Consider the following 19,674-nt stretch of genomic DNA (forward strand, 5'->3'; position numbering starts at 1 on the left):
CGCTTTTTTTGGCTATGTTAGGTTACTTTAATTTACCACAACATTGCTTAAACTTTTGTCCTGAGCCACAAGGACATGGATCGTTTCGCCCTACTTTAGGTGAAGTGCGTGCCATAACCGTACTGCTTGGCGGTGCTTCGCCACCGACTTGCTCAGCTTCTTCATGCTGATACTCGCGTGGTGCATTTTCACTTTTACGATGTTGTTCTTCTACCTTTTCAACATCTTCTTCTGCGCGAACTTGCACTTTACTTAATATGCTTACAACATCCACTTTTAGGTTTTCAAGCATCTCAGTAAATAGTTCGAACGATTCACGCTTGTACTCTTGTTTCGGGTTCTTTTGAGCATAACCACGTAAATGAATACCTTGGCGTAAATGATCCATTGCCGCAAGATGGTCTTTCCAGTGTTGGTCAAGGCTTTGTAGCATAATCGCTTTTTCGAATTGACGTAGTACCGACTCACCGACCATTTCTTCTTTTTGTTTGTATGCGTGTTCAACAGCTTCTTCAATACGCTCACGAAGTTTTTCTTCATACAGCTTATTGTCGTCGGCTAACCACTGAGTAATAGGTAAATCAATTAAGAAATCTTGTTTTAAACGTTCTTCAAGACCTGGAATATCCCACATTTCAGCCAGTGATTGCGGTGCGATGTATTGATCGATAGTACCACTTAATACATCACCACGAATAGCAGTGATTGTCTCTGAAATGTCACCTTCTTCAAGTAATTCATTACGCTGAGAGTAAACAACACGACGTTGATCATTTGCTACATCATCGTATTCTAATAATTGCTTACGCACATCGAAGTTACGTGCTTCTACTTTACGCTGAGCGTTTTCAATAGCACGGTTTACCCATGGATGTTCAATTGCTTCACCACGTTGCATGCCTAGTTTACGCATCATGTTTGTCATGCGCTCACCAGCGAAAATTCGCATCAGTGAATCGTCCATTGATAAGTAAAAACGGCTCGAACCGGCATCACCTTGACGACCCGAACGACCACGTAATTGATTATCGATACGGCGAGATTCATGGCGCTCTGTACCAATGATATGCAAGCCACCGGCAGCAATAACCTTATCATGGCTAATTTGCCAAGCCGCTTTAATGTCGGCTATTTGTTCAGGTGTTGGGTTTTGTAGTTTTTCTACATCGCTATGCCAGTTACCACCCAGTACAATATCGGTACCACGTCCGGCCATGTTAGTTGCAATAGTAACTGTACCAGGTAAACCAGCATCAGAAACAATATCAGCTTCTTGAGCATGGAACTTCGCGTTGAGTACGTTATGTTTAATTTTTTCTTTGCGTAAAAACTGTGATAAGTACTCAGAGCTTTCAATTGAAATCGTGCCGACGAGAACAGGTTGTCCGCGTTCTTGACAGTCTTTAATATCAATTAAAATAGCTTCGTATTTTTCCTCTTGCGTTAAATAAACTAAATCGGCGCGATCATCGCGAACCATTGGTTTATTTGTTGGCATTACAACGGTATCTAAGCCGTAAATTGACTGAAACTCAAAAGCTTCTGTATCGGCTGTCCCGGTCATACCGGCAAGCGTTTCGTATAAACGGAAGTAGTTTTGGAATGTAATTGACGCCAATGTTTGGTTTTCGTTTTGAATTTTTACACCTTCTTTTGCTTCAACAGCTTGGTGTAAACCTTCTGACCAACGACGACCTTCCATAGAGCGCCCTGTATGCTCATCAATAATCACAACTTCGTTTTCTTTAACAACGTAGTCGATATCTTTTTGATATAGCTTGTGCGCACGCAAAGCGGCATATACATGGCTTAGTAAAGTGATACTACCGGCAGAGTAAAGCGAATCGCCTTCTTCAATTAAGTTACGCTCTGAGAGTAGTTCTTCGACTTTGATTTGGCCACGCTCAGTTAAATGAACTTGCTTTGATTTTTCGTCGATAGTGTAATCACCATCGCCTTCAACGCCTTCTTCATCTTCTTTTTCTTGCAGTTCAAGCAGTGGCACTATGGTATTTATTTCGGTGTAAAGTGCAGAGCTATCTTCTGCTGGGCCAGAAATAATGAGTGGGGTACGTGCTTCATCAATTAAAATTGAATCTACTTCATCGACTACGGCATAAAAAAGTGGACGCTGTACGCGTTCATCAATACTAAATGCCATGTTGTCACGAAGGTAATCAAAACCAAATTCGTTATTTGTACCGTACGTGATATCAGCGCTATAGGCTTGTTTTTTCTGTGGGCCCATCATGCCTGGTACATTACAGCCAACGGTTAAACCTAAAAACTCAAATAATGGACGGTTGGTTTCAGCATCACGCTTTGCCAGGTAGTCGTTTACGGTAATAACATGCACACCTTTGCCTGTTAAACCATTTAAATATGCTGGAAGGGTTGCCGTTAGTGTTTTACCTTCACCGGTACGCATTTCAGCAATACGGCCTTGGTGTAACACCATGCCACCTAGTAGCTGTACGTCGAAGTGGCGCATGCCATTAACGCGTTTTGATGCCTCTCTTACCACCGCAAAGGCTTCTGGTAAAATATCATCAAGACTTTGCCCGTTATCGTAACGTTCTCTAAACTCAGCTGTCTTAGCTTTTAAATCTTCATCAGAAAGCGCTTCTAATTGCGTTTCTAAAGCGTTAATTAACGCGACCGTCTTTCTTAGGTTTTTAATAGTGCGGTCATTGCGACTACCAAAAATCTTGGTAAATAAATTAGATATCATGATAAAACCGTTACAATATATTTTTTGTTAGCTGCCATCAGCTAACCTATTTTTAACAATTGATAATTAATATGTACTTTTGTATAACATTTAGAGCATATTAATTAGCAATTAAGTGTGAATACGTATAAAACGCGCTGTTTATTACGTGCGCTACTATACCAGACTCTGGCAAACAACAAACCATTTGAACTATAAAGATACTGATTTAAAGCAATAAAATTTACTTTAATTGTTGAGGTACTTGTTATCGTAAATTAAGTTGCGCTGGTGTGCTTACGCTAGCTTATTATATATGGAGCTTATTTCATGAAAAACAAGCCCCATATATAGCTAAGTTATAGCTTAAATTGGCTTACTATCTTATTCAGTCCAGTGGCAAGTTGGCTCAGCTCCGACGCTTCTGTTGCAAGTACTTCGGCATGCTCGGCAGTGTTATTGACTAAATTATTAATCACACTAAGTGAGTTGTTCACATCTTCAGCAGCGAGGGTTTGTTGTTCAGTCGCTGTGGCTATTTGATGGCTTTGTCCTTGCACTGAACTCACTGCATCTCCAATGCTTTGCAGTGACCCTAATACCTCTTTTGTATATTTTACTGAGTTTTGCGTTTGCTGTTGCCCTTGCAGCATCATACTTGATGCTTGCTGCGCTATATTTTGTAATCGTAAAATCATATTACGTATATCGTCGGTTGATTCTTGCGTACGACTTGCTAAAGTGCGCACTTCATCTGCTACGACAGCAAAACCGCGGCCATGTTCACCGGCTCTCGCAGCTTCTATTGCAGCGTTAAGCGCAAGTAAATTAGTTTGATCGGCAATGGCGTTAATAACATCGACTAATGCACCAATATTATGGCTTTCCTCAGCAAGACCCGACACCACATCAGCGGCCTCACCAATATGTTGTGCCAGTTCGTTCATCATTGTTTGCGACTGAGTTGAGCGCTTTACGCCCTCGGCAGTAATAAGTTGAACGTCTTCTGCTGCATTGTTAGTTTGTTGGGCGCTACGTGAAATTTCTAACACGGTTGTTGCCATTTCTGTCACCGCAGAGCTAACACTATCTACTTGTTTTTTCTCTTGTTGAATTTCGGCGTTGGTTTGTTCCGATACGGTTTCTAATGCATTAGCTGCCTGATGAAGATGCTGAGCTTGGGCTGCAGTTTGTTGCATCATAGTATGTAAATGAGAAATAAATGCATTCATATGCTTAGCAAGCTGGCCAACTTCATCGGTGCTATTAATATTAATTGTTTTAGTTAAGTCACCGTCTCCTGATGCTATATCACTCATTATCTCGGTCAGGCTAGAAATAGGCTTTGTGATTAAATGAGAGGCCCACAATATCATTGCTAGCATGGCTGTTAATATTATCAATACAATAATTGATATACTCACAACCGCATCGTTAACGGGTTCATCTATCAAGGTCGTTGGTACAAGTAACCCTAAGTACCAGTCGATTTTAGGCTGCTGTAGCTGTAAACGCTGATAAACCACATAGTATGATTCACCTTTTAGGCTAATCATTTGGCTGCCATTTAAGCTTTTTTTCATTGCTGAGTTTAAAGCTTTAAAGCCTGTAGTATCACTAAATTGCTGTTCTAATTTATCTAACCCGTCTTTAGTATTATCACCTTCATCGGTGATAGATAAGGTGTGCCCAGTGGCTTTCGATAAGTGAACTACTTTTTGATTGTTATCGAGCAAAAAGCCATACCCTTGGCCTTTAAAGCGGATAGCTTCGACCATGTCATTTATTTTATTTAATTGTAAATCGACACCACTAACCCCAATTAATTTATTTTGCTGGTTATAAACTGGTTGCTGCACGACCGCTGAGGCATTTCCTGTGGTTAAATCAACAGAAATAGGGCCAACATAAAGCTGATTAATTTGCATTGCTTCTTGCCACCATCCTCGTTTATAAGCAAAGTAGGGTTGGCCGTTATAATGTGTTGTGCGTTCATTTTCTTTAAAGTATTCGCCAGTAATTGCTGACGCAAAAAAAGCCGAGAGAATGTTATCGTCTGTATTACTTATTCGTAAAAAATTTTGATTGATATACTCGTAACCAGGGGCACTCTCAATAGGTTGGTCGCGTTTATTCCAATTCGAAAAAAAATGTACTAGGTGGGGGTCATTAACAAAGGTATTGACCACTTTGCCATACTGGGCAAAATAACCTTGCATTGAAAGTTGCTCGCTTTGCAGGTAGCTTTTAGCTTCATTTTCAATATTTTCACGTGAAAGTTTGGCAATATAATTGATGAAAAAAATGGATGCTACGATCAGTAATACACTGGTGGTTGAGCCGATTAGCAATAATATTTTTTTTCTTAGAGATAGGTTATTTAGCATAAGCACGCACTTTATTATCTTTTATTGTAAATATATCTAAGCATAAATAACTTAAAATCACTATATTGTTAGGTCAAAATAACTAAATTAAATAACGTCATAGGATTACAAATAATGACAAAAGTAGATAATAAATTAGTTGTGTTAGGAGCCGGGTGGCTAGGACATGAGTTATGTAAACAAGCACTGGATAAACACTGGCAAGTACAAGGAACTCATCGTGTACACGCATCAACAAACGGTTTTGAGCGTCAGTTTGTTTTGCAAGGTGAGAAGCTTACCCATAATGTAGATTTATATAATGCATATTGGGTGTGCGCTATGACCCCACGTAGCCGCTCAAGTGAAAGTAATTATAGTCAAACATTACAAAAGGCATTAAAACTTAGTGAACAGTTAAATGCTAAGGGCTTTATTTTGTGTTCTTCAACAGGAGTTTACGATCAGCAAAATGCGATATATACCGAAAGCAGCGAAATTACGTGTTCTACGCCTAGGCAAACGAAATTATACAATAGTGAAGAGTTAGTGCTTGAGCATAATGGCAAAGTTTTACGTTTAGCTGGTTTGGTTGGGCCTAAAAGAGAGCCGGGGCGGTTTATTGCAGGCAAAACACTCGATACGTCAAGTCATCAGGTCGTTAACATGGTGCATCAACAAGATGTCATTAATGCTATTTTTAAGGTGATAGAGCATTGGCCCCATGGACAAAGCATTTATAATATTGTTAATCCAGAACACCCAACTAAACAGCAATACTATCAGCAAAAGTGTCAACAACATGGTAGTGATATGCCTGTGTTTAAACATAATGAACCGGGTGAGCGAAAAATAATAGGCAGTGCTATTGAAGCGCTTGGGTTTAGCTATCAACATTCAATTTAAGCTTATGTTTATGGCGATAAATAATGGGTTGTGAAAATTATCTCCTGTTTTGGGTAATTAAACTGTTAAATTGAAGGATATTCAGTACACTTAATTAGCTCGTATTAAATATATTAAAATAACAATGCTTTTACCCTCTTTTTCATTTGCTATAAGTGCTAGTAACCTAGCTGTTCTTGGTAATAATAATATCCCCATATTTTTTAGTGGGGCCTTATTAATGGCAATGATTTGCTCACTTTTTTGTGTTAAAAATTCATTATTACGCTTCAACTTTTTGGCCGCGGGGTTGATCGGGCTTGCTATTATTAGCACCGATATACCTTGGCTGAATATCCTTTTAGCATTTAGCTTTTGTTTTCATTTATGGAAATCATTTGAGCGTAAAAATACGCTAGTAATCATATTAAGCACGTTGGCTATTGTGTTGTTTATTGCTTTGTTTTTTGCTTATTTATTGCTTGATGTGCGGTTGTATTGGGTGGTGTTGGCAATTATTTTATTGGCAATTGTTACGATTATGCCAGTCGATCAGCCTACGCACAGTAAACAGGTAAATGAACACGGAATTACAGAGAGCTCAAGTAACTATATTAGTAGCTCTCCATTGGCTAGTTTACCCACTAGAAAAGCAATGTTTAACCATATTTTTAGCGTACTAAAAAACCAATTTAAAGGGGGGGTGGTCGTTCTTCGTTTAGAAGGCTTTGAGCAAGTAAATCAACATATTGGAAGAGATTTTGGTGATTTACTCTTAGCACAATCGGCGAATAGAATAAAAAACGCGATAGAGCACGATCAGGTCATTCAGTTATCTTCTGAGCATAAGTTAGCTCATTTAGGCGGGTTAAATTTTGCTTTTATTTGTTCTTTAGCAAAGCAAAATCATATACATGAACAGCTTATTCAAAAAATTATAAATGCGACTTTAAAGCCGTTTAATGTGGCCAATTGCACCGTCGAAATAAAAGTAAGAGCAAGTTATGTTGATTGTGCCCACTTTAATGAATTTGATGATGGTTTAATCAGCGCTGCTTTTTTAGCGCTTGATAGTCAAGAAAGACAGCAAGTTGTTGTTTATCAACCGCAAATGATGATTGCACAACTAGAGCAACAGGCTAGGATTGCAGAATTAGCGAATATTGATTTCTCTAGTGAGCTAGAATTATATTTTCAACCAGTCATTTGTAATAATGATGGCCATATCGCATTTTTAGAATTGTTGTTGCGCTGGCAGCATCCTAAACAAGGTATTTTATCGGCGCATCGATTTATTGATGATATTAAAATTGCCGGTTTAGGTTACCCCTTAGCAAAGTTTGTAATGAAACGGGCAGCTGAGCTTGCCTGTGCACTTAAACGTGAGAATATTTCAGTCCCTTTAAGTATTAATGTGTTTGGACCTGAAATGCTAAATGAGGAGTTTGTTGAGTATATCGATGCGTTGCTCAGTGAACATCAGCTTTTTAATGGGGAGTTAGTCATCGAGTGCCCATTGCATATATTTACTAATCTTGATGATCAGGGACAAGCAATGGTTGCACGCCTTAATAGTATGGGCTTAAAACTGTGTGTTGATGGCTTAGGTGATAACCCTGTGCTACTTGCAAAGCTTCCTGGTTTAGCCGTCGAATATGTAAAAATATCGCCGGCGTTAACAGCTGACTTTAGTAATCAAAATAATATTCGTAGCTTAGTGAGTGGTATGGTTGATATGCATAATCAGCAACACACAAAAGTCATTTTTGAAGGGGTAGAAACCGCTGAACAACTTAAATTCGTTAAAAGCTTAAATGCCTATGCGACTCAAGGTTATTACTTTGGTCATCCGTTAAGTAGTGTTGGTTTAATGAATTGGTTAAAGCAGTGGCGCTTAGAGCAAAAAAACATCTCTATTTAATTGAGTAACTTAAAATTGAGACTATTAAAAATAGGGCGATAGCGCCCTATTTTTAACTGTAAGACGATATTTATTCTGGAACTAATTCAATAACTAATTCTTCAGTCGATAAAATGATGCCGGTGCTGTCGGCGTAAATAAAATCACCATCAAAAAATGAGACGCCCGCAAAATTAACACCCACTTCTTCTTCGCCAGCGCCTTCGCTATCGGCGGCAACAGGAATAGAAGCAATTGCTTGAATACCAACATCTATTTCTTCTAGTTCATCGACATGGCGAACCGCACCGTAAACAATAATCCCCTGCCAGTTATTTTCAAGTGCTAGCTCAGCAAGTTCTATATCTATTAAAGCGCGGCGAGTAGACCCACCACCATCGATGAGTAGTATTTTCTCATCACCATCTTGAGATAATATATCGCGTATCAGTTCATTATTTTCAAAACATTTAACGGTTTTAATACAACCACCAAAGCTGCTTAATCCGCCAAAGTTGATGAACATAGGTTCCAGCACATCAATCGCATCAGGAAAAGTATCGCATAAGTCTGAAGTGCTATAATCCATTGGTTTATCCTCAAAAATACATTAAGTTATAATTTCAGTATACCCTCCTTAATATCAATAACAACGACTTAATTAAGATCATCTAGGTTAAATATTGCACCGCAACAATTGTGTCTTAAAATCGTCACTGAATTGTTATTTTAACCCTCTATGCTTAATAAGTGTTCACATTGATTGCATAGCAAAGGATAAACATGACTCATAGCCGCGCTTTAAAAAGAGTAGCCCAATTAGACCAGCAACTATTTTTAACTTTGTTTAATGGTAAATTGCCTTGGTGGTTAAAAGTCACTGCGCTGTGTCTATCTAAAAGTGGAAATGGTGGGCTATACCTAGCGGGTGGTTTATTGTTTTGGTGGTTCAATCACAATGAACACTTACAGTTATTACCAAGTACACTATTGTTGGGTTTCTTAATGGAGCGACCTATCTATTTTTTTGCTAAAAAGCGCTTTGCCAGAATAAGGCCGTGCGATTATTTAGTAACGACAGCCTTAATTGTCCCCAGTGATAAGTTTAGTTTACCGTCTGGGCACAGTGCTGCTGCATTTTTGGTTGCTATTATTTTAGCTGCTTATGTACCTGCATATAGCGTTTTGTGGTTTAGTTGGGCTGCATCAGTTGCATGCTCAAGAGTAATATTGGGAGTTCATTTTCCCGCAGATATTATTATTGGATCAATCATTGGCAGTACATGTGGGTTGTGTGCTTTATTATTGTTACCTACGTTATGAAAATATTGTACGGTATTCAAGGCACAGGTAATGGTCATATAACACGTGCGCGTGTTATGGCTAATTGCTTTAACGAAATGGGAGTGGGGGTTGATTATCTCTTCTCCGGAAGAAATCAGAAAGACTATTTTGATATGCAAGAGTTTGGTGATTATCGGTGCTTTAGGGGATTATCTTTTTGCACTGAGAATGGTCAGATAAAAGGCTACAAAACCTTAAGAAACGCGCGTGTTTGTCAGTTACTTAAAGATATAAAATCACTCGATTTAACACAGTACGATTTAGTTATAAATGACTTTGAGCCACTTAGTGCATGGGCGGCTAAGCAACAAAATATACCTGTCATTGGTATTAGTCATCAAGCGGCTTTTTTATCTAATAATGTCCCATTGTTTGGATCTGGATTTTTTAGAAAATCATTAATAAAACAATATGCACCTGCCGATAAATATTTAGGTGTTCATTGGCAACCTTTTGATAAAACAATTATACCGCCTTTCATTGCGCACCATGAGCATGTTAATCCCGTACCTGTATATAATAAAATATTAGTGTATTTACCTTTTGAGAATCTAGCTAATATCATCGCCTATTTAAAAGACTTTCCCGAAAAAGAGTTTTATTGCTATTACCCTGGAGCAAGAAACAGATCACATGGGCATATTCATATAAGGCCTCCTTCACGTAATGGTTTTTTAAACGATTTAGCAAATGCAAGTGGCGTCATTGGTAATGCTGGATTTGAGCTTGCAAGTGAAGCATTAAAATTAGGAAAGAAACTACTATTAAAGCCATTAGGGGGCCAATTTGAACAAGGTGCAAATGCAAAAACCTTATTAGCGATGAAAGCTGCGCATGTTATGAACTATCTTAATCCGCAAGCGTTAGATGAGTGGAATAATGCACCACAAAATAAACCGATAAACTTTCCTAATAATCCAGAACCTTTAGTGCAATGGTTGTTGAAAAAGCAATGGCATGAGACGTGTTCGTTACATAACAATTTGTGGAAAAATGTCAGTTTAAAGTAGTTCAATATCGTTTTTATAGCTGTAATATCCAAGGCATAAAGCAGCGTACGAATGAAGTGGTTAGTATTATGGAACAATGTTGTTAGTAAGAACAAGAAAGCGCAGGATAGGTACATAAAACCAGTGATTTACTTGCTGATATAACCAATAACAAAAACCAACCAATGCTCACACTGAGAAGTAAATGAGGGTAAATGAGAAGCCAAAAAACAAGCACAATCACTAAATTACTAGATCACTAAGTCACTACTCTAAAGCGAAGGGCCTCTTAGTCTTCTTTTATTACTTGATTGTAATTAAGGAATAAATTTAATCGGTACGCTGTCTTGTTGTGCTTGCTGCTCAGTACAGCGTTGTTGGTATGTTTGCCATAATGTATCTTGTGAGCCTTGTAGGTAGGTAAAATATGCCCAGCTAAATAGTCCACTATTATGACCATCGTCAAAATCTAAACGAAGTGCATAGTGCCCGACAGGCACAATGTTTTTAATTGCGACATTACTTTTGTTTAATACCAGTTTCATTGGCTCTGCGCCATGGCCTTGCACTTCGGCAGAAGGGGAGTGCACACGTAAAAACTCACAGCTAAAAATCGCTTTTGTGTCATCATCAAAGTAAACGTCTAAGGTTTTACTCACGCTATGGTAATGTACTTTTGTAACAAGTTTCATGTTTTGCTCAATATTAATAAAAAGCCTCCAAGGCGGAGGCTTTAAGTATAGCGGTATAAACTTGATTAAAGAATAAAGCGACTTAAGTCTTCATCTTCTACTAATGCACCTAAATGTTTTTCTACATAGGCAGCATCAATCGTTAGTGTCGTTCCGGCTTGCTCTGATGCATCGTACGAAATTTCTTCCATCAGCTTTTCCATAACCGTGTGTAAACGACGCGCCCCGATATTTTCGGTTTTCTCGTTTACTTGCCATGCCGCTTTTGCAATACGTTCAATGGCATCATCTGCAAATTCTATAGCTACTTGCTCGGTTTTTAATAGTTCGCGTTGTTGCTCTGTTAGCGAAGCATGTGGTTCGGTTAAGATACGTTTAAAGTCATCAGCCGATAATGCTTCAAGCTCAACTCGAATAGGTAAACGCCCTTGCAGCTCTGGGATCATATCTGATGGTTTTGACATCTGAAATGCACCCGAGGCAATAAATAGCATGTGATCGGTTTTTACCATTCCGTGCTTAGTGCTTACCGTAGAGCCTTCGATTAATGGCAGTAAATCACGTTGTACGCCTTCTCGGCTTACATCGGGACCTGATGAGTCACCGCGCTTACAAATTTTGTCTATTTCATCGATAAATACAATACCATTTTGCTCAACTGAGAAAATAGCTTGCTCTTTTAGCTCTTCGGGATTCACTAATTTAGCGGCTTCTTCTTCAACTAAAAGTTTAAATGCTTCTTTAATTTTTAGCTTACGCTTACTGCGTTTTTCGCCGCCCATATTTTGAAACATGCTTTGTAACTGGTTGGTCATATCTTCCATACCAGGAGGAGCCATGATTTCAACATTTGGCTGAGCTTGCGCTAAATCGATTTCAATTTCTTTATCGTCTAACTGGCCTTCGCGTAGTTTTTTACGAAACGTTTGGCGTGTTGATGAATTGTCATCACGTTGTGTTTCACCGTATTGGTCTTTGGCTGGTGGTAGTAAAACATCTAAAATACGTTCTTCGGCAGCTTCCTCGGCACGATGCTTAAACTTTTTAGTTTGTTGTTCACGTGTCATTTTAATCGCAACATCGACTAAGTCACGAATAATCGTTTCAACTTCTTTACCAACATAACCAACTTCGGTGAATTTAGTGGCTTCAACTTTTATAAAAGGTGCATTTGCTAATTTAGCAAGGCGGCGAGCAATTTCTGTTTTACCTACACCAGTTGGGCCAATCATTAAAATATTTTTAGGCGTCACTTCGCTACGTAAATCTTCATCTAATTGCATACGGCGCCAGCGGTTTCTAAGGGCAATCGCAACCGCTTTTTTAGCATTAGCTTGACCAATGATATGTTGATCTAACTCGTGAACAATCTCTCTTGGGGTCATTGCAGACATAGTTATTCCTATTACAATTCTTCGATAGTTTGGAAGTTATTGGTGAATACGCAGATATTGCCTGCAATTGTTAGGCTTTTTTCTACAATTTCGTGGGCACTTAAATCGGTATTTTCAAGTAGTGCAGTGGCGGCTGATTGAGCAAAGTTACCACCACTACCAATAGCAATTAAATCATTTTCTGGCTGAACTACATCGCCATTACCGGTAATGATTAGTGAAGCGCTTTCGTCTGCTACAGCTAACAGGGCTTCGAGTTTACGTAGTGCGCGGTCACTGCGCCAATCTTTGGCCATTTCAACGGCGGCCTTGGTGAGATTGCCTTGGTGCATTTCTAATTTGCTTTCAAAACGTTCGAAAAGAGTAAAAGCATCAGCGGTACCACCGGCAAAACCAGCAATCACTTTGCCATTATAAAGGCGTCGAACTTTACGGGCGTTGCCCTTCATTACGGTATTACCAAGCGAAACTTGGCCGTCGCCACCAATTACTACTTTATTGTCGCGACGTACACTTACGATAGTGGTCATGTTATTCCTCATCATCGTACTGCTTATGCAGCACTTAAAAAACGATTGATGAAGAGGTTATATGGGTGAATACCCTAAATTCAAGTCCAACCCCAAATACCGCAACTAACAACGTTAACTCGTTTGAGTTTATTTTTGTCACTTTCTGCTTGGCGTTTACTTTTATATGGCCCTAATCGTACTTTGTACCAAACGCCATTTTTGCCATTGGTTTTTCTAATTTCTGAAATCAATCCTGCAAAGGCAATTTTAGCTTTTAACGTTTCAGCTTGTTTTTCGGTTCTAAACGAACCACATTGCATAACATAAGGGCCTTTTTGTTCGATTTCTTTTATTTTAACTTGTACTTCGTGATCTTTTATTTCTTGAATAAACTCTGGTGGCCGTGGTTTAGCTATTGGCTCTGGAGCCGATTTTTTAGTATTTGGGTTTGCTTGTAATTCAACAAGTTTAGGATCGGCGTTATGCTTTATATACCATAAACCATAAGCAAACCCGCCTATTAATAGGATACTTAAGATAAGCGCAATATAAGGAAAAGGCTTTTTTGTAGCTTGTTTCTTCTTTGTGTTTCTTTTATTTGGATCTTTATTTATAAAATCGTGCTGTGCCATAGTGCTTTTGGCCTTAACCTAAATCATGTCTATAGGGTCAACATCTAAGCTCCAGCGCACTTTTAAAGCAAGTTTACTGGTACTTAAATAATCAACCATTTGCGCCAGATATTGATGTAATATTTTACGATCTTGCGCTTGTATATGTAATTGAAAGCGATACATTCCGGCTACTTTTTCAAGTGGCGCAGGTATCGGCCCGAGCAATTGTATACCAGTTACCCCAGCAACAGGAACCAAATCTGTCAAAAAATCGACAACTTGCCTTATATTTTGTCCTTGTGCTCGTACAATGGCCATATTGGTAATGGGGGGAAGGTCCGCATCTTCTCTTTCGGTTAACGCATAACGAGCAAAATCTTGATAGCCATTATTCACTAAATCTTGCAGTAAAGGATGCTCGGGGAAATGCGTTTGTAATAGCACTTGTCCGGGTTCTCCGCTGCGTCCCGCTCTTCCTGCCACTTGGGTAACCAGTTGTGCTAAGTGTTCCGTTGCTCTAAAGTCACACGAGTAAAGCCCACTATCAACATCGAGGATAAGCACTAAGCTAACATCGGCAAAGTGGTGACCTTTGGCTAGCATTTGCGTACCAACCAAAATACGTGCACCGCCTTGGTTTATTTCATCGAGTGCCTTTTCAAGGCTCCCTTTGCGCCGTGTTGAATCACGATCAATTCGTGTAACAGGTACGTCGGTAAATTCGTTTGTTAAAAACTCTTCAATTTGTTCAGTGCCTTTTCCGTTAGGAAATATTTGTGTACTACCACAGTCGGGGCATTGGTGTGGCACTCGATGTTGGTCGCCACAATGGTGGCAAATCATTTGTCCTATCCCTTTGTGAAACGTTGCACTGGTGCTACAGCGACTACATTCGCTCAGCCAGCCACATTCGTGACAAATTAAGGTTGGAGCAAAACCACGGCGGTTTAAAAACACCATGACCTGTTTACCTAGCGCTAAATGCTTTCGCATCGTGGCTAAGCTGGCGTGAGCAATACCGGCTTGATCGGGCTGGCCTTTCATATCGAGTAATACAAATTGATTATCGGTTGCTGTTTGTGCCCGCTCAGTGAGGCTGAGTAATTGATACTTGTTATTTATTGCTTTGTGTAAGGTTTCTAAAGCTGGGGTTGCGGTGCCTAATATTAATGGAATTTGATGCTGAAAAGCACGGTATGCAGCTAAGTCTCGCGCATGATAGCGTAATGTATCTTGTTGCTTAAATGAGGAGTCGTGCTCTTCATCAACAACAATCATGCCTAACGATAAAAAGGGTAAAAAAATACTAGAGCGGGTGCCAATCACTATGGCACAGCTGCCTTTTTCGCAAAATCGCCAGGTTTGTAAGCGCTCATTATCAGTGAGTGCCGAATGCCATAGCATGATTGGGGTATTGGGAAAACGGCGGCGAAAGCGGTTAACGGTTTGTGGTGTTAGGCCTATCTCAGGCACTAATACTAATGCCTGTTTACCTTTTTTTATTATTTCTTCAAGGCACTGTAGGTACACTTCTGTTTTACCACTACCGGTGACCCCTTCAAGTAAAAAAGATTTAAAACCAATGCTTTGATTTATTGTGGTGCAGGCAACGGCTTGCTCTTTATTTAATGTGGGCTTTTCACCGACTATCAGCGGGTTAGTTTGCCATTGGTTGTCGTGTTCGATAGTTTGATTGATGTATTCTTTTTTTAATAAACTATCTATTGTGGCTTTACTAAATCCGAGTGCTTTTAATTCGGTCAGCGATGATTTACCTGATTCAGCAAGTTGTTTTAACAAACCTAATTGTAATTTAGATTTTAACGAGGGGATTTTTGCGCCTTTTTCGCTCAGGCTAATCATATTAATGCTTGTTTTATCGGGAGACTCACCTTGGCGCAGTGCATTAGGGAGTGCAATGTGAATTGTCTCACCTAAGGGGTAGCAATAATAACGCGCAGTAAAGCGTAGTAACTCAATATGTGATTGAGATAGCACTGGTGCAGTATCGATAACATCGATAATTGTTTTAATTTTATCGGCATTAATTTGGGTGTCGTTTTTTACCGCCAGTACAACGCCTACTTTGCGCTGAGTACCGAAAGGAACCAAAATACGCATGCCAGGGGTGAGTTTTGCAGTCAGTCCTGCTAATTGCTCATCTACTTTATAATCGAAGGCGCGTGGTAATGGAACTTTTATAGCAACTTCAACAAAATACATAATAACTCAACGCGATAAACTGAATGCTTTAATGTACTAAATATAACATTAAAAACCTACTAACAAATGGTGTTTGCTTTAGCCTTGGTTGTTTTTTGACAAAAAGCTGAATAAAAGCTTGTGTGTGTGTTAGTTGTTGGATAGAATCCGCGGCTTATAAATTTGTTTTAACGACGTATGGTACCAAACTTCGGGTTTGGAGAGCGATGCGGCCTTAACTAGAGGTTCCTATGAAAGAAGGTATTCACCCTAAGTACGAAGTAATTTCTGCAACTTGTTCATGCGGCAATAAATTCGAAACTCGTTCTACTTTGTGTAAAGATATTCACTTAGACGTATGTTCTGCGTGTCACCCGTTTTACACTGGTAAGCAAAAGATTTTAGACACTGGCGGCCGTGTTGATCGCTTCAACAAGCGCTTCGGTGCACTTAGCAGCAAAAAGTAATTATTGCTGTTTAGTTAAAAAAAGCACCTTAGGGTGCTTTTTTTGTGGCTGAATATTTTTCATTTTAGTAACGGTTATTTACGTTTAAAATCCTCATTCGTACCGTATCCCTCCTTATCTTATCGAATTTCCTTTCTTTGGCTGTGTGCATAACTATTTCTGGTTACTCTTTTGTATATGCATAAACCTTTACTGACCTAGGGTCTCGTATTGATTCTATTTTAAAATATTTAAACGTTAGACAATGCTTTAACTGCTAATAATATGAAGTGATTTGCACCTAACATGTTCAGTTTTTTGTTTTTTCGTTATTTTTAATGAATTAAAACTGCTTATATATAGCGTTTACTCAAAAGGTTAAATGATTCTAAAAAGTGCTATTTATAGTGTGTTTTTATTTAACCTTACTTTAATTAAATTCGTTTAAATTGTTTAAAATAGAGATGAAATTTATCGATAATGGCGATAACAGGATAGACCTGATATCGCTTGGAATCTAAAAATAATGCGCGTATTGTAGCGTCAACATTGGCCACTCACTTAACTTATTATTTCAGGAATAGTGCATTATGTCTGACTTTCGTGAACAAGCATTACATTACCACGCCCACCCCGTCCCAGGTAAAATTAGTATAGAGCTAACCAAGCCTGCTGAAACTGTTCAAGACCTTGCTTTAGCGTATAGCCCCGGTGTGGCTGAACCCGTTCGTGAAATAGCAACTGATCCTGCAAATGCGTATAAATATACAGGCAAAGGGAATATGGTCGCCGTTATTTCAAATGGTACCGCTATTTTAGGGCTTGGTAATTTAGGGCCGCTTGCATCAAAACCGGTGATGGAAGGAAAAGCATTATTATTTAAGCGTTTTGCCGGCCTTGATTCAATCGACATTGAAGTAAAGCACCGAAGCACTGAAGACTTTATTAATACGGTTGCAAATATAGCCGACACGTTTGGCGGCATTAACCTGGAAGATATAAAAGCCCCTGAATGTTTTGAAATAGAAAAAGCGTTAATAGAGCGCTGTAGCATTCCGGTATTTCATGATGATCAACACGGAACAGCGATTGTTACTGCCGCAGGCATGTTAAATGCGCTTGAAGTACAAGGTAAAAATATTAGTGATGCAATAATTGTGTGCTTAGGTGCGGGAGCTGCCGCGGTTGCGTGCATGGAGCTACTGATAAAATGTGGTGCATTACGAGAGCATATATACATGCTTGATCGTAAAGGGGTGATTCATACCCGCCGTGATGATTTAAACGAATATAAAAAATTATTTGCCAATAATACCGATAAACGTACTTTGCAAGATGTCATTGCCAATGCGGATGTGTTTGTTGGTGTGTCAGGCCCTAATCTACTTAGTGCAGATGATTTAAAATTAATGGCAGACAAGCCCGTTGTATTTGCATGCTCTAACCCTGACCCTGAAATATCACCTGAGCTAGCTCACGGTGCTCGCAATGATTTAATTATGGCTACGGGGCGTTCTGATTATCCAAATCAGGTTAATAATGTATTATGTTTCCCGTTTATTTTTAGAGGCGCGCTTGATGTGCGTGCTAGTGCAATAAATGATGAAATGAAAATAGCCGCGGTTGAAGCAATTCGTAGTATTGCAAAAGAATCGGTGCCTGCTGAAGTATTAAAAGCGGCAGATGTAGAGTCACTTGAGTTTGGTGCGCAGTATATTATTCCCAAACCAATGGATCCAAGGTTATTACCACGTATAGCAAAGGCCGTGGCGCAAGCTGCGATTAACTCAGGGGTCGCTCAAATCCCTCTACCTGACAATTATATGAGTTAAGGGCGTTATTTTATAAGACATAAAAAAACCTCACTTAATGGAGGTTATTTTATGTCTTAAAGCAATTAATCTTCAGTTAAAATAGGGACTTCTAACCCCATTTCTTGCATTATTTTTTTCACTTCTTCAGGTACTTTTTCAGGATTATCTTTACGTAAATCATCGTCGTTAGGCAAAGGTTGTCCAGTAAATGCATGTAAAAATGCTTCGCATAACAATTCGCTGTTAGTGGCATGACGTAAATTGTTTATTTGACGACGGGTACGTTCGTCGGTTAATACTTTTAATACATTAAGGGGGATCGAAACGGTGATTTTCTTTACTTGTTCTGATTTTTTCCCGTGTTCTGCATAGGGGTGTACGTATTCACCATTCCATTTAGCCATAAGATGTATCAATGCCTCAAAATTATTATTGCTCACAACGCATAAAAAGCGTGTAATTATGCTTGAAATTCTATCGTTTTAAAAAAGATAGTCAAACAATAGTTGGCTAGCCATCTAGAAATTTAAATGTTTTGACTTCTTGAACTGAATAACTTAATCTTTTAGACGTCTAAACTTCCAAATAAAGCAGGTATCAAACATGAGCGAAAAGAATAAATCGACCGTTGCAGTGCGTAATGGTGTAGAAGCTGATAAGCATCATGGTGCGGTTGTTCCCCCATTATATTTAACAACAACTTATTCATTTGCTGATTTTGATGTTAAGCGTGATTACGATTATGGCCGAAGCGGGAATCCAAATCGTGATATTTTGGCTGATACAATCGCTAAACTTGAAGGCGGTGCAAAGGGGATTATTACTGCAACAGGTATGGCTGCCGTACATTTGGCAACTCAGCTATTAAATAGCGATGATACATTGGTTATCCCTCATGATTGTTATGGTGGCAGTTACCGTTTATTTACCTCTTTAGCGAAACGTGGGTTGCTTAAGGTTGAGGTGCTCGATTTAACTAAGTCAGACAATTTAGATAAAATACTCACCATTAAACCTAAATTAATTTGGATCGAAACACCAAGCAACCCCGTACTGCGCTTAACGGATATCAGAGCAATAACGAATATCGCTAGACAGTGTGGAGCTTTGGTTGCTGCCGATAACACCTTTTTATCTCCTGCGTTGCAAAACCCTATAAAAATGGGCGTTGATATTGTTGTTCACTCAACAACTAAATACATTAACGGCCATTCGGATGTGGTCGGTGGGGCTGTCGTGGCGGCAACAGCAGAGTTAGGAGCAGAGTTGGCGTGGTGGGCAAATAATATTGGTATTACGGGTGCGCCATTTGATAGTTATTTAACATTACGTGGCTTACGTACTTTAAATGTACGTTTAAAACAGCATCAAGAGAATGCACTTGCGATTGCAAAGTATTTAGAAACTTCGGATTACGTTGACCAAGTTTATTACCCAGGACTTGAGTCGCACCCACAACACCAATTAGCTAAAGAACAACAAGAGGGGTTTGGTGGCATGGTAAGTTTTAATATTAAAGGAAATATTGACGATGCTGCTGCATTTTTAACAAACCTTGAAGTATTTAGCTTAGCGGAGTCATTAGGCGGTGTTGAGAGCTTAATTTGTCATCCTGCAACAATGACTCACGCAGGTATGGATGCTGATGCACGTATTGAAGCCGGAGTGGGCGATACGTTAATCCGAATCTCGGTGGGTATCGAAGATATTAACGATCTGATAGCTGATTTTACTCGCGTGTTTGCAAAGGTACAGCCAGGAACAAATAAAAATGTAAACAGAGCATCAAGAGGGGCGTAAGCCATA

At 39.2% G+C, this 19,674-nt stretch carries 16 protein-coding genes; 7 read left to right on the forward strand and 9 right to left on the reverse strand.

Annotated elements, in window-relative coordinates:
* Positions 1 to 22: 22 nt before the first annotated feature.
* Entirely contained in the window at positions 23 to 2,731 is a 2,709-nt protein-coding gene (gene secA / locus J8L70_RS05080) for a preprotein translocase subunit SecA (protein ID WP_211054405.1), read from the reverse strand.
* A gap of 338 nt (positions 2,732 to 3,069) precedes the next feature.
* Positions 3,070 to 5,097 (reverse strand): methyl-accepting chemotaxis protein, encoded by a 2,028-nt coding sequence (locus J8L70_RS05085; RefSeq protein ID WP_211054406.1) that lies wholly within the window; start codon positions 5,095 to 5,097, stop codon positions 3,070 to 3,072.
* 114 nt (positions 5,098 to 5,211) lie between these two features.
* Between J8L70_RS05085 and J8L70_RS05090 the strand changes: the two genes are divergently transcribed.
* Together J8L70_RS05090 and J8L70_RS05095 are read left to right on the forward strand one after the other, a co-directional pair.
* Complete coding sequence (locus tag J8L70_RS05090) at positions 5,212 to 5,982, forward strand: NADP-binding protein (protein ID WP_211054407.1); 771 nt, start codon at positions 5,212 to 5,214, stop codon at positions 5,980 to 5,982.
* Between the two features lie 220 nt (positions 5,983 to 6,202).
* Positions 6,203 to 7,882, forward strand: a complete 1,680-nt coding sequence (locus J8L70_RS05095; RefSeq protein ID WP_211054408.1) for a GGDEF domain-containing phosphodiesterase — start codon at positions 6,203 to 6,205, stop codon at positions 7,880 to 7,882.
* 70 nt (positions 7,883 to 7,952) lie between these two features.
* On the opposite strand, the gene rraA is transcribed toward J8L70_RS05095, so the two are convergent.
* Positions 7,953 to 8,450 (reverse strand): ribonuclease E activity regulator RraA, encoded by a 498-nt coding sequence (rraA, locus tag J8L70_RS05100; protein WP_211054409.1) that lies wholly within the window; start codon positions 8,448 to 8,450, stop codon positions 7,953 to 7,955.
* A 194-nt stretch (positions 8,451 to 8,644) separates the two neighbouring features.
* Between rraA and J8L70_RS05105 the strand changes: the two genes are divergently transcribed.
* Both J8L70_RS05105 and J8L70_RS05110 read left to right on the forward strand, forming a co-directional pair.
* On the forward strand, positions 8,645 to 9,184 hold the full coding sequence (locus tag J8L70_RS05105) for a phosphatase PAP2 family protein (protein ID WP_211054410.1): 540 nt from the start codon (positions 8,645 to 8,647) through the stop codon (positions 9,182 to 9,184).
* On the forward strand, positions 9,181 to 10,215 hold the full coding sequence (locus J8L70_RS05110) for an MJ1255/VC2487 family glycosyltransferase (RefSeq protein WP_211054411.1): 1,035 nt from the start codon (positions 9,181 to 9,183) through the stop codon (positions 10,213 to 10,215). Before J8L70_RS05105 ends, J8L70_RS05110 begins: the two co-directional genes overlap by 4 nt.
* A gap of 296 nt (positions 10,216 to 10,511) precedes the next feature.
* On the opposite strand, the gene J8L70_RS05115 is transcribed toward J8L70_RS05110, so the two are convergent.
* From J8L70_RS05115 to priA, 5 genes are all read right to left on the reverse strand, one after another.
* Complete coding sequence (locus tag J8L70_RS05115) at positions 10,512 to 10,886, reverse strand: gamma-butyrobetaine hydroxylase-like domain-containing protein (protein ID WP_211054412.1); 375 nt, start codon at positions 10,884 to 10,886, stop codon at positions 10,512 to 10,514.
* A gap of 65 nt (positions 10,887 to 10,951) precedes the next feature.
* Positions 10,952 to 12,280, reverse strand: a complete 1,329-nt coding sequence (gene hslU / locus J8L70_RS05120; RefSeq protein WP_211054413.1) for an HslU--HslV peptidase ATPase subunit — start codon at positions 12,278 to 12,280, stop codon at positions 10,952 to 10,954.
* An 11-nt stretch (positions 12,281 to 12,291) separates the two neighbouring features.
* Positions 12,292 to 12,810: an ATP-dependent protease subunit HslV gene (gene hslV, locus J8L70_RS05125; protein ID WP_211054414.1), complete on the reverse strand. Its 519-nt coding sequence runs from the start codon at positions 12,808 to 12,810 to the stop codon at positions 12,292 to 12,294.
* 80 nt (positions 12,811 to 12,890) lie between these two features.
* Positions 12,891 to 13,424 carry an SPOR domain-containing protein gene (locus J8L70_RS05130; RefSeq protein WP_211054415.1) on the reverse strand — a complete coding sequence of 178 codons (534 nt, stop codon included), beginning with the start codon at positions 13,422 to 13,424 and terminating at the stop codon, positions 12,891 to 12,893.
* 18 nt (positions 13,425 to 13,442) lie between these two features.
* Entirely contained in the window at positions 13,443 to 15,629 is a 2,187-nt protein-coding gene (priA, locus tag J8L70_RS05135) for a primosomal protein N' (protein ID WP_211054416.1), read from the reverse strand.
* A gap of 230 nt (positions 15,630 to 15,859) precedes the next feature.
* On the opposite strand from priA, the gene rpmE reads away from it, so the two are divergent.
* Positions 15,860 to 16,075, forward strand: a complete 216-nt coding sequence (gene rpmE / locus J8L70_RS05140; RefSeq protein WP_008115018.1) for a 50S ribosomal protein L31 — start codon at positions 15,860 to 15,862, stop codon at positions 16,073 to 16,075.
* 569 nt (positions 16,076 to 16,644) lie between these two features.
* Entirely contained in the window at positions 16,645 to 17,886 is a 1,242-nt protein-coding gene (locus J8L70_RS05145) for a malic enzyme-like NAD(P)-binding protein (RefSeq protein WP_211054417.1), read from the forward strand.
* A 65-nt stretch (positions 17,887 to 17,951) separates the two neighbouring features.
* Here the strand turns inward: J8L70_RS05145 and metJ are convergent, their stop codons facing one another.
* Positions 17,952 to 18,272, reverse strand: coding sequence for a met regulon transcriptional regulator MetJ (metJ, locus tag J8L70_RS05150; protein WP_211054418.1), 321 nt, complete (start codon positions 18,270 to 18,272; stop codon positions 17,952 to 17,954).
* 199 nt (positions 18,273 to 18,471) lie between these two features.
* Between metJ and metB the strand changes: the two genes are divergently transcribed.
* Entirely contained in the window at positions 18,472 to 19,668 is a 1,197-nt protein-coding gene (metB, locus tag J8L70_RS05155) for a cystathionine gamma-synthase (RefSeq protein ID WP_211054419.1), read from the forward strand.
* Positions 19,669 to 19,674: the final 6 nt, after the last annotated feature.

The sequence above is a fragment of the Pseudoalteromonas sp. MMG010 genome, from assembly GCF_018100905.1.
Classification (GTDB): Bacteria; Pseudomonadota; Gammaproteobacteria; order Enterobacterales; family Alteromonadaceae; genus Pseudoalteromonas.

Bases quoted from the DNA above. Each gene is read 5' to 3' on its own strand.
- secA (WP_211054405.1), bottom strand. From the start codon at position 2,731: ATGATATCTAATTTATTTACCAAGATTTTTGGTAGTCGCAATGACCGC.
- J8L70_RS05085 (WP_211054406.1), bottom strand. From the start codon at position 5,097: ATGCTAAATAACCTATCTCTAAGAAAAAAAATATTATTGCTAATCGGC.
- J8L70_RS05090 (WP_211054407.1), top strand. From the start codon at position 5,212: ATGACAAAAGTAGATAATAAATTAGTTGTGTTAGGAGCCGGGTGGCTA.
- J8L70_RS05095 (WP_211054408.1), top strand. From the start codon at position 6,203: ATGGCAATGATTTGCTCACTTTTTTGTGTTAAAAATTCATTATTACGC.
- rraA (WP_211054409.1), bottom strand. From the start codon at position 8,450: ATGGATTATAGCACTTCAGACTTATGCGATACTTTTCCTGATGCGATT.
- J8L70_RS05105 (WP_211054410.1), top strand. From the start codon at position 8,645: ATGACTCATAGCCGCGCTTTAAAAAGAGTAGCCCAATTAGACCAGCAA.
- J8L70_RS05110 (WP_211054411.1), top strand. From the start codon at position 9,181: ATGAAAATATTGTACGGTATTCAAGGCACAGGTAATGGTCATATAACA.
- J8L70_RS05115 (WP_211054412.1), bottom strand. From the start codon at position 10,886: ATGAAACTTGTTACAAAAGTACATTACCATAGCGTGAGTAAAACCTTA.
- hslU (WP_211054413.1), bottom strand. From the start codon at position 12,280: ATGTCTGCAATGACCCCAAGAGAGATTGTTCACGAGTTAGATCAACAT.
- hslV (WP_211054414.1), bottom strand. From the start codon at position 12,810: ATGACCACTATCGTAAGTGTACGTCGCGACAATAAAGTAGTAATTGGT.
- J8L70_RS05130 (WP_211054415.1), bottom strand. From the start codon at position 13,424: ATGGCACAGCACGATTTTATAAATAAAGATCCAAATAAAAGAAACACA.
- priA (WP_211054416.1), bottom strand. From the start codon at position 15,629: ATGTATTTTGTTGAAGTTGCTATAAAAGTTCCATTACCACGCGCCTTC.
- rpmE (WP_008115018.1), top strand. From the start codon at position 15,860: ATGAAAGAAGGTATTCACCCTAAGTACGAAGTAATTTCTGCAACTTGT.
- J8L70_RS05145 (WP_211054417.1), top strand. From the start codon at position 16,645: ATGTCTGACTTTCGTGAACAAGCATTACATTACCACGCCCACCCCGTC.
- metJ (WP_211054418.1), bottom strand. From the start codon at position 18,272: ATGGCTAAATGGAATGGTGAATACGTACACCCCTATGCAGAACACGGG.
- metB (WP_211054419.1), top strand. From the start codon at position 18,472: ATGAGCGAAAAGAATAAATCGACCGTTGCAGTGCGTAATGGTGTAGAA.